The sequence below is a fragment of the Streptomyces sp. FH025 genome, from assembly GCF_017427025.1.
Taxonomy (GTDB): domain Bacteria; phylum Actinomycetota; class Actinomycetes; order Streptomycetales; family Streptomycetaceae; genus Kitasatospora.
In genome coordinates, this window is record NZ_JAFLNG010000256.1 from 1 (window position 1) to 9,865 (window position 9,865).

12 protein-coding genes are annotated in these 9,865 nt (G+C 71.8%); 9 read left to right on the top strand and 3 right to left on the bottom strand.

Annotated elements, in window-relative coordinates:
• The first annotated feature begins 25 nt into the window (after positions 1-25).
• Both J0670_RS19100 and J0670_RS19105 read left to right on the top strand, forming a co-directional pair.
• Entirely contained in the window at positions 26-580 is a 555-nt protein-coding gene (locus J0670_RS19100) for an AAA family ATPase (RefSeq protein ID WP_374223126.1), read from the top strand.
• 151 nt (positions 581-731) lie between these two features.
• Positions 732-1,709: a zinc metalloprotease gene (locus J0670_RS19105; protein WP_207812834.1), complete on the top strand. Its 978-nt coding sequence runs from the start codon at positions 732-734 to the stop codon at positions 1,707-1,709.
• Position 1,710: 1 nt separating this feature from the next.
• Here the strand turns inward: J0670_RS19105 and J0670_RS19110 are convergent, their stop codons facing one another.
• Positions 1,711-2,100 (bottom strand): hypothetical protein, encoded by a 390-nt coding sequence (locus tag J0670_RS19110; RefSeq protein ID WP_207812835.1) that lies wholly within the window; start codon positions 2,098-2,100, stop codon positions 1,711-1,713.
• Between the two features lie 158 nt (positions 2,101-2,258).
• Between J0670_RS19110 and J0670_RS19115 the strand changes: the two genes are divergently transcribed.
• The 7 genes from J0670_RS19115 (at position 2,259) to J0670_RS19145 (ending at position 8,208) form a co-directional block, all read left to right on the top strand.
• Positions 2,259-2,711: a universal stress protein gene (locus J0670_RS19115; RefSeq protein ID WP_207812836.1), complete on the top strand. Its 453-nt coding sequence runs from the start codon at positions 2,259-2,261 to the stop codon at positions 2,709-2,711.
• Between the two features lie 43 nt (positions 2,712-2,754).
• Positions 2,755-3,603: an Fpg/Nei family DNA glycosylase gene (locus tag J0670_RS19120; protein ID WP_207812837.1), complete on the top strand. Its 849-nt coding sequence runs from the start codon at positions 2,755-2,757 to the stop codon at positions 3,601-3,603.
• Positions 3,604-3,734: 131 nt separating this feature from the next.
• Positions 3,735-4,937, top strand: a complete 1,203-nt coding sequence (locus tag J0670_RS19125) for a helix-turn-helix domain-containing protein (protein ID WP_207812838.1) — start codon at positions 3,735-3,737, stop codon at positions 4,935-4,937.
• 203 nt (positions 4,938-5,140) lie between these two features.
• Positions 5,141-6,400, top strand: a complete 1,260-nt coding sequence (gene amcB / locus J0670_RS19130; RefSeq protein WP_207812839.1) for a cyclophane-forming radical SAM peptide maturase AmcB — start codon at positions 5,141-5,143, stop codon at positions 6,398-6,400.
• Positions 6,397-6,615, top strand: a complete 219-nt coding sequence (gene amcA, locus J0670_RS19135; protein WP_207812840.1) for a multiple cyclophane-containing RiPP AmcA — start codon at positions 6,397-6,399, stop codon at positions 6,613-6,615. The genes amcB and amcA overlap by 4 nt, the downstream gene beginning before the upstream one ends.
• A 105-nt stretch (positions 6,616-6,720) precedes the next feature.
• A complete protein-coding gene (locus tag J0670_RS19140; protein WP_207812841.1) occupies positions 6,721-7,407 on the top strand; it encodes a pentapeptide repeat-containing protein in 687 nt (228 codons plus the stop codon).
• A gap of 21 nt (positions 7,408-7,428) precedes the next feature.
• Entirely contained in the window at positions 7,429-8,208 is a 780-nt protein-coding gene (locus tag J0670_RS19145) for a hypothetical protein (RefSeq protein WP_207812842.1), read from the top strand.
• Here the strand turns inward: J0670_RS19145 and J0670_RS19150 are convergent.
• Both J0670_RS19150 and J0670_RS19155 read right to left on the bottom strand, forming a co-directional pair.
• A complete protein-coding gene (locus tag J0670_RS19150) occupies positions 8,156-8,791 on the bottom strand; it encodes a uridine kinase (RefSeq protein ID WP_207812843.1) in 636 nt (211 codons plus the stop codon). The two genes, J0670_RS19145 and J0670_RS19150, sit on opposite strands and share 53 nt — an antisense overlap.
• A gap of 58 nt (positions 8,792-8,849) precedes the next feature.
• A partial coding sequence (locus J0670_RS19155) for a PQQ-binding-like beta-propeller repeat protein (RefSeq protein ID WP_207812844.1) occupies positions 8,850-9,865 on the bottom strand: 1,016 nt, incomplete at its 5' end.

Consider the following 9,865-nt stretch of genomic DNA (forward strand, 5'->3'; position numbering starts at 1 on the left):
GTCCGTTCGGTCAGGGCTGTACGAACTGCGCGGCCCCGGCCCGGCCGTCCTGCGCTACCCCGCCGGGGACCTGCTGGTGGTCACCGGCCTGCCCGGCAGCGGCAAGAGCACCCTGATGCGCCGCTGCGTCCGCGCTCCGCTGGTCGACTCCCAGCAGGTCCGCGAGGAGTACGCGGCCCGGCTGCCCGGCCGCCTCCCGTACCCGCTCTACCGGCCGCTGGCCCGGCTCGCGCACTACCGGCGGCTGCGCCGGGCCGTCCTGGACGGCGGGCCGCTCGCGGTGCACGACTGCGGGACGCTGCCGTTCGTCCGGGCCTGGCTCACCCGTGCCGCCGCCCGGCAGGGGCGCCGGGTGCACCTGCTGCTGCTCGACGCCGACCCGGCCGAGGCCCGGTCGGGCCAGCGGCGGCGCGGGCGGAGCGTCTCGCGCTACGCCTTCGCCCGGCACCGGGCCGCCGCCGGACGGCTGCGCCGGCTGCTGCTCGGGTCGGGGCGGCCGCCGGCGGGCTGTGCGTCGGCCGTGGTACTCGACCGGGCCGCCGCGCGTGCCCTGCGGGAGATCGACTTCACGGCGTCGTAGTCTCGGCGGATTCGCGCCGGTCGCCGGGCGCAGGGCGCCGCCGGTTCGCCGGTGGTCCGCCGCCGGTTCGTCGGTGTTTCGCCGACGGTTCGTCGGCGCGCGGGCCCGCAGAGAGCGCGATGACCCGTCAACTCCCTTGTCAGGAGCGCTGATGCGCCGTGCTTCCCGGGTGCGCTCGCGTGCCCCTCGCCTGTTCCCGTGTGCCGCCGCGCTGGTCGCCGCCGCCGGACTGAGCCAGTTCGCCGCCCCGGCCCCGCGGCATGCCGTGGCCGCCCCGACCGCGGTCTGCGACGGTACCGCCGAGGCCACCGACCCCGCCGCCCGCCGGCGGGCCGGCGGCCCGGCCGGGCGGGACCCGAACACCGTGAGCGCCGCCGAGGCCCGGGCGATGCAGGCGGATCTGGACGAGCGGCTCGCCCGGCTCGGCTCCACCCACGTTCCGCTCGCCGCCGCCCCGACCGCCGTGCCGGTCTACGTCCACGTGATCCACGCCGGGGACGCCGGGCGGCTGCCCGACGGTGTCGTCGCCGCCCAGATCGACCACCTCAACGCCACCTACGGCGGCCAGGGCGAGGGCAACACCCCCACCGGTTTCCACTTCGCGCTGGCCGGTGCCGACTGGACCGACAACGCCGACTGGTACAACGGCATGACCCCCGGCTCGGCCGCCGAGCAGGCCATGAAGACCGCCCTGCGCAAGGGCGGCCAGGGTGCCCTCAACCTCTACACCGCCCACCTCGGCGAGTCCCTGCTCGGCTGGTCGACCTTCCCGGACGCCTACCGCTCGAACCCCACCGACGACGGCGTGGTTGTCCTGGACGACTCGCTGCCCGGGGGCCCCGCCGCCCACTACGACGAGGGCAACACCGCCACCCACGAGATCGGCCACTGGTTCGGCCTCTTCCACACCTTCCAGGGCGGCTGCCTGTCCCCGGGCGACTACGTGGACGACACCCCGCCCGAGCGCGGCCCCGCCGCGGGCTGCCCCGAGGGGCGGCGCAGCTGCCCGGGCTCGGGCCCCGACCCGATCCACAACTTCATGGACTACAGCTACGACTCGTGCATGACCCAGTTCACCCCGGGCCAGGTCCAGCGGATGGCCAATGTGTGGGCGGCGTACCGGAGTTGAGTCAGCAGGAGATGTCGAGGTAGAGCAGGGTCAGGCCGCCTGCGGCGCGGAACTCGTACGCCTGGTGGTCCCCGGCGAGGGCCTCCCGCCACGCGGCCGGACGTTCCTCGGAAGCCAGCAGCACCGGGACGAGGTCGTCCGGGAAGTCCTCGTGCCAGCCGCCGCCCCAGCCGCCCCGGGTCATCTCGTCGGCGCCGGACATCAGCCGCCTGGCCGGCCGCCGGTCCAGCGGGCCCCGGGCCAGACGCCAGTAGCGGCCCCGGGCGTCCAGGAAGCCCCCGGCCGCGACCGGGTCCTGGCGGCGCTGGCCGCCACCCGTGCCGGTGGCGGGCGGCAGGGCGGCGAGGACCTCGGCGAAGCCGTCGGTGCGGCGGCGCGGCTTGTTCGGCATCCGGCCATACTCCCAGGGCGCGTCGATCGGCAGCATCCGAATTGAATGTGAAACGCCGCCCACGGCGTGGCAACTACCGGCCGTATGTCCGATTTGATCTATGTTCGGAGGGTCGGGCCCCGAGCGGGGCAACCCACCACGAAAGGCAGGGCAACGACATGAGTGCCAACCCCCGGATCGTCGTCGGCGTGGACGGCTCGCCCGCCTCGGAGCAGGCGCTGCGCTGGGCGGTCGACTACGCCAAGGCCGTCGGCGGAACGGTCAACGCGATCGCCGCCTGGGAGTACCCCGCCTTCTACGGCTGGGCCGGGACGAGCGTCCCCGTCGCCGAGGCCTTCAACCCCGAGGAACTCGCGGGCAAGACCCTCTCCGACAGCGTCGCCAAGGTGGTCGGCGAGGACGCCGGCGTACGGATCAGCGAGACCGTGATGCCCGGCAACGCCGCCCAGGCCCTGCTGGAGGCCGCCAAGGGCGCCGCACTGCTGGTCGTCGGCAGCCGGGGCCTCGGGGGCTTCTCCGGCGTGCTGCTCGGCTCCGTCAGCCGCCACCTCACCGAGCACGCGCCCTGCCCGGTGGTCGTCGTCCGCGAGGGCCTGGCCGCCTCCGAGTAGCCTCACCGTCCCACGGCGCCGCCGCGCGGACCAGAATGGAGTCATGCCAGAAGGTGACTCCGTCTACCGCGCGGCGGCCCGACTGCACGAGGTCCTCGCCGCGCAGCCGCTGACCAGCGCCGACCTGCGGGTGCCCGGGTACGCGACCGCCCCGTTGGCCGGCCGCCGGGTGCTCGAGGTCCGTCCGCGCGGCAAGCACCTGCTCACCCGCCTCGAAGGCGGCCTCACCCTGCACACCCACCTGCGGGTCGAGGGCCGCTGGGAGGTCTACCGGCCCGGAGAGCGCTGGACCGGCGGCCCCGACTGGCAGATCCGCGCCGTCCTCGGCACCGACCGGGGCACCGCCGTCGGCTACCGGCTGCCCGTCGTCGAGCTGCTGCGCACCACCGACGAACGCCGGATCGTCGGCCACCTCGGCCCCGACCTGCTCGGCCCCGACTGGGACCCGGTCGAGGCCGTCCGCCGTCTCCTCGCCCACCCCGGCCGCCCGCTCATCGAGGCCCTGCTCGACCAGCGCAACCTGGCCGGGATCGGCAACGTCTACGCCAACGAGCTGTGCTTCGTCGCAGGCGTCACCCCGTGGACGGAAGTCGGCGAACTCCCGCACCCCGACCGCCTGGTGGAGCGCGCCCGGGCGATGCTGGACGCCAACAAGCTGCGCCCCGGCCACATCACCACCGGCGACACCCGGCCCGGCTACCAGCACTGGGTCTACGGGCGGGCCGGACGGCCCTGCCCGCGCTGCGTCACCCCCGTCGTGACCGGGCGCCAGGGCACGCCCCCGCGCGACCGGGTGGTGTTCTGGTGCCCGTACTGCCAGCGCGGGCCGGCCCCGGAGGTCACGTCCGCTCGACCAGGGCGGGGTGGCGCGGGTCGTCCATCCGCACGGTGACGTCGGCGGCCTCGGCGGGCCCGGTCTCCGCCTTTGATCTCGCGAAGCGTGCCGATCTGGCGATACCCGCGTACACGCGGGGGTACTCTCCCCTGCATAGGGGTGATGGCGTGCGCGGGACAGAGGTCTGCATGACACTACCGGTCGGGGTCAGCATCGGTGAGCGGATCGGGGCTCTCCGGGTAGAGGCGGGGCTGAGTCAGCGCGCATTGGCCGCTCGGGCGAACGTCTCCTACAGCCTTCTGACGAAAGTCGAGGCCGGGCACAAGCCCGCATCTGCGGCGTTCCTGGCGGCGGTCGCTCGTGCGCTCCGGTTGAAGGTCGGCGACCTTCAACCGGAGCCATACAGCGATGGGATGGGGCCCAAGGAACCCCTGCTGCCGCTGATGGCTCCGATCCGAGCCGCGCTGGACCTGTATGACCTGCCGCCGCAGGAGGACGCGCGGCCGAGGCCAATCACAGCGCTGAGGCTGGCGGTTCGGAGGATCAACGCCCTGGCGCAGGCGGCGGACTACAAGCCGATGTGTGCCGCGCTGCCGGGGCTACTGGCGGAGTTGCACGCCGCCGCCCACCTGATGACCGGTGAGGATCAGCGGCAGGCTTGGGGGCTGCTGGCGGAGGCGTACCGGTGCGGCCACTCCGTGGGCATCGCCATCGGTCTGAACGACATGTCCGCGGCTGCGCTGTCCCGGATGGACTGGGCGGCTCAGCGAGCCGGGGACCGCGCTCCGGGGCTGCGCGCGGCCCGGGAATACCTGCGGGTGACCGCCTACCTGCGGACCGGAGACCTGGACGCCTGCCGCCGCTTGCAGGACAGCGGACGGTCGTACCTCGACGGCACCGACCCCAAGACCCCCGGGGCGTTGGTAGCAGCCGGTCAGCTTCACCTCGGGTCGGCGGTGGTCGCCGCACGGGCTCAGGATGTCGACCTGATGACCCACCACCTCGACGAGGCCGAACGGCTCGCCCAGGCCACTGGGGAGACCGGGGACTTCTCGCTGCATTTCGGCCCGACGAACGTGCAGGTTCATCTCGTGATGACCTTGGTCGAAGCCAGTCGGCACGATCGTGCTGTGGCCGCGGCGAAGGGGATGCGGTTCCCGGCCGGGTGGGCTCCGACCCGGATCGGTCACCACCACATCGATTTGGCTCGGGCGAACCGGTGGATGGCTCGCCCCGAGGCGGCCTTGGACCACCTCGATGCGGCGTTCGCGGTCGCCCCGCAGCAGGCATCCCGGCATCCACTGGTTCGAGAGACAGTGTCCGCGCTATCCCGGGCGGGTGGGCGTCGTAGCTCTCGCCTGTCGGCGTGGATCGCGCGCACTGGAATCTGATGTTCTTTCACATTCCGTGAAAGTCATGGCTATTCGGCAGCGCCAGGGTGGAGCGCAAGACCCTCGCGGAAAGGGCCGTGGAGGGTCTGCGCCGGGTGCTGTGGGACCCCCGTGATTCCTCAAGCATCCGGCGGCACCAGGCCGCCTGTCTGGAGACCCGTGGCGGGGCGGGCGGCACTCCACCGATCCTCCCGGGAGCACTGATGGCCGCCGACCGCCCACCACGTCACACCCCCGAACAGCGGAGACGTCGCGCTGAAATCCTCAGCGCCGCGTCGGGTTTCACCGACCGGGCTCCCACGCCAAGCGATGGTGGTGGCGTGATGAGCCGCTACTTCTCGCGCGTGGACGCACGCCCGAGAAACCTGGTGATGCAGCCGACCGGGTTCTGCAACCTGGACTGCACCTACTGCTACCTGCCGAACCGGAACGACAAGACCCCGATGCCGGTCGAGGTGTCCGAGGCGGTAGCACGATCGGCGGCAGCCTTGGTCGGACCTGCGGGCAGCAAACCCCTCGGCGTGATCTGGCATGCCGGAGAGCCCCTTGCGCTCGGCACCCGCAGGTTCACGGAGCTCCTCCAGCCGTTCGAGTCCCTGCGGCAGGCCGGACGCCTGGAACACGCCATCCAGACGAACGCCACCCTGATCAACGACGACTGGTGCGACCTGTTCACCAACCACGGGTTCCGTGTCGGCGTCAGCATCGACGGCCCACCGGACCTCTCGGCCAGACGCGTTGACCGACGCGGCCGTCCCGCGTTCGACCGGATCTTGCGCGGCATCGACAAGCTCCGCGAGCGCGAAGTGCCGTTCTCGTTGATCGCTGTCGTTTCCCGCGAGAGCATCACCCACCCCGGCCCTCTCATGGACTTCCTTGCCGACCTCGGGCCGGTCAACATCGGCCTGAACATCGAGGAGTACGAGGGTGTGAACACCGGCCGCACCCCGCCCACCCGCGAGGAGGCACTGACGTTCTGGCGACGGGTGATCGGCTGGACTCGCCGCCAACCAGCCGACGCCCCGTCGGTGCGAGAGCTGGACCGCCTCGGCCGGTACCTGCGGATGACCCGCACTCAGCGCGACGACCGCGCCGAGCGAAGCCGTATCGATCCTCTGCCGACGATTTCCAAGAACGGCGATGTGTACCTGCTGTCACCGGAGCTGGCGGGCATCAACGACCAGGCCTACCAGGACTTCCGGGCAGGGAACGTACTGGAACAACCGCTCACTGCCATCCTCGACGGCGCATACCGGTTGCGGTACGTCGAAGAGTTCCTCGACGGCTTGGACGAGTGCGAGTTGACCTGCGAGTTCTTCGACTACTGCCGAGGTTCGCAGGCCGGGAACCGCTACTTCGAGCACCACACCTTCACCAAGAGCGAGACCAACTACTGCCGCGTCGCCGAGCAGGCACCGGTCCTGGCCCTCGCAGACATCATCCATCAGGAGGAATCCGCATGACGGTCCTGGAGAAGCTCGCGACCGCTGACACCCCGGCCGTGACGGAGCTGATCGCCCGCGCCAACGTGCCCGACCTGGAGTGGAACAACTCACCCACCTGGTCCAACAACCCCGGATCTCCGTGGGACAACGCGCCGTCCTGGGACAACTGGAGCAGCGCCCCCTGGGACAACTGGAACAACGGACCGTCGTGGTCGGACTGGTCAAACCGCTGACCGTCCCCCGGAGGCCCCCACAATGAGGGTCTCCCACGCACGCTGGCCGGTGCCCGCCTCCCCGGGCACCGGCCAGCGCCACACCGACCCCGGAGAAGACCGCTCATGCCGACCCGCGCCTACGGCCGCACCGCTGTGCTCCTGCCCGATCTGGACAACGACCCCTATCTCGGCACCATCACCTCAGTCCCCAGACCCGGCAGCACCGTCACCGAGTTCCGATACACCGACCAAGACCTCCGCGACCTCGACCTCATCGAAACCGACGTTCGCAACGGCGTCATCCACAACGTCTCCTCCCAGCGGACCCACATCGACAACGTCCGGTTCAGCTCCGTCCAGGTCACCGACAGCAACTTCGGCCAGGTGCAGTGGACCGGCACCAAGGCGTCCCGCACAGTGTTCCGGAACTGCAAACTCATGGGTGCCGTCATCGGCGAATCCCCCTTCGACAACGTCCTGTTCGAGAACTGCCGCCTCGACTACGTCGTCTTCGGCCAGATCCGCGCCACCGGGGCACTCGTTTTCGACCGATGCGTTCTCACCGAAGCCACTTTCACCGGAGCAGACCTCACCGGAGCCGTCTTCCGCGACTGCACCCTCCGCGCGGCCGAGTTCGGCCCCGGCAAGTACAAGAACTGCGACCTCACCGGAAACGACCTCTCCACCGTCCGGGGCGTCGCCAACCTCCGCGAAGTCATCATCAACCACGGCCAGCAGGCGCAGCTTGCTGACGCCCTCCTTGCCGAGCTGGACGTCACCTACGCCGACGACCTACCCGACTACCGATGAACTGTCCTGGGGGAGACCAGAATGCCTTTGCGCATCGTCTGTACCGACTACGCGAAGCTCGGTGAGCGCTGCCAGATCGCCGGCGTCACCGCCCTCCACGGGCACCGCGACTACGAAGAAGGGGCGATCGTGCCGACTGGCGACTGGCGGCCGATCAACAACGACGAGGCCGCGAGCTTCAGGGCCCCTGGCGGCGCCCGGCCGTCAGAGGTGGCCGAGCTGGTCTCCCTCTCTGCGCTGCCCCACCAGCAGGCGGAACCCGCCCCCTGGTGGACGGTCACGCCACCGTTCACACCGACACCGACCACGCGGTACGCCAACCACGCCACCACCCCCGGTGACGTTCTGACAGCCACGGTGAACTTCGAGAACGGCAAACGTCTCGGCCTGCACCTCGACAACTGGGACCGTCTCCCCTTCGGGCAGAGGCACCTCTCCCGGCGGCGGTTGTGTCTCAACGCAGGACCCGGCCCGCGCTACCTCCTCCTCGGTGACGCCGATGCGCTGACAATCTGCCGACACCTGCATCGTGACCACGGGCGGCGGTATCCCCACACCAGCGACATCCGGGCCTACGTGCACACCGGACAGCCCCTGCGCTGTCTCCGTGTCCGCCTCGAACCCGGCGAGGGCTACATCGCCCCCACCGAACTCCTCCCACATGACGGTTCCACAACAGGGTTCCAAGAGTCTTCTACGGCAGCGTTCTGGCTGGACCACTGGCCCGTCGGAACGCTGCCCTCCCTGGTCACGTCCGCTCGACCAGGGCGGGGTGGCGCGGGTCGTCCATCCGCACGGTGACGTCGGCGGCCTCGGCGGGCCCGGTCTCCGCGTCGTAGCGGGCGAAGGCGGGCAGCGTCCACCGCTGGTCGGGCGGGGTGCGGCGGGCCAGCGCGGCCGGGGTGAGCGCCAGGTGGACGGTCAGCTCCAGTGGCAGCCAGCGGCCCAGCAGCAGCGCGCCGTCCAGCAACAGCACACCGCCGGGCGGGAGTTGGGTGTACGGGGCGCGGGTCGAACGGTCGGTGACCGGATCGCGCAGCGAGGGCAGCACCCGGCCGCTGCCGCCCGGCTCCAGCGGGTCCAGCACCTCGCGCAGCAGGGCGCCGTCGTCCAGCCAGAGGTCGTGGAAGGCGTCCGCGTCGTGGTGGCCGTACTCCAGCCGGACCGAGGCCGGGCGCAGGAAGTCCGCCGCTGACACCCGCAGCGCGGGGCGGCCGCGCAGCCGCAGCGGCTCCACCAGCGCGTCGGCCAGCACCTCGGGGCGGGCGGCCGCGGCGCCGTCCACGGCCACCCGCAGCCGGCGCTCGCCGGCGCCGGGCAGCGCGGCGATGCGGTCGGCGAGCAGCTCGGCCAGCTTGTCGGGGGAGATCGGGCGTACCTGCATCAGGCCATCCTGCCGCTCGGTTCGGCTCAGGTCAGCTCGGTTTCAGATGAGCTCGGTTTCAGGTGAGGGGGAGGGCGTGCAGGACGTCGTCGTGGCCCGCGTAGAGGCGGTCGCCGTCGGTGGCGACGGTCCAGACGTCCCGGCCCGGGCCGGAGTCGCGGAACGTCCACCGCAGTCGGCCGGTCGCGGTGTCGATCGCGCCGACCCCGCCGGCCGCCGGCCCCGGAACGAACAGCGTGCCGCCGATGGCCAGGGGACGGCTGCGGCTGTCCAGGAGGAACGGCAGCCGGCAGGACCACAGCGCCTCGCCGGTGGACGGGTCGTGGCTGCTGACGACGCCGTCGTCCCGGGGGACGTACACCTTGGCGCTGCCCAGGACGGGCGGAAGCGCCCGCCAGGACTCGCCCCGGGCGGGGGAATGGCTCCAGACCGGCTCCCCCGTGGCGGGGTCCAGCATGCGCACGCCGCCGTTGCCGTCCGGGACGAGGATTTCCTGGAGACCGGTGACGCACCAGCGCAGCTGCTCGGCGCCGGGGGCGGTCCACAGCTCGCGGCCGGTGACGCCGTCCCGGGCCACCAGCTGAGCACGGTCGCCGAGGTAGCGGACACAGGCCAGGGTCAGGCCGAGCTCGGTGGCGGGGAGGACCGGCTGCTCGCTGCCGTCCGTGCGGACGGTCCAGTGGAAGGAGCGGTCGGAGAGTCGCAGCGCGAAGACCCGGTACTCCGGAGGGGTGCCGTCCCGCCGAGGGGAGCCCCAGACGCTGCCATAGAGGAAACCGTCGTCGATGCCGGCGAGCGTGGTCTCGCCCTGCAACTCATCGGGCAGCGGCAGGCTCCAGTCAGCGGTGGGATCGGTGAGGTGATGGGCGTCGAGGTGGCCCCGGGAGGCGGCGGAGAAGAGGTGTTCGGGCCCGACCACGACCTTCCCACCGGACAGTTCGAGGTCGCTCGGCCAGTCCGCGGGCATCGGGGGGTCGAAGACCAGCAGCCGCCGGGGGTCGCCGCTGGCCGGGTCGAGCACCTGGAGCCCGCCCTTGGACAGGTACACCGGGCGGCGCGGCGGGGCGACCAGCC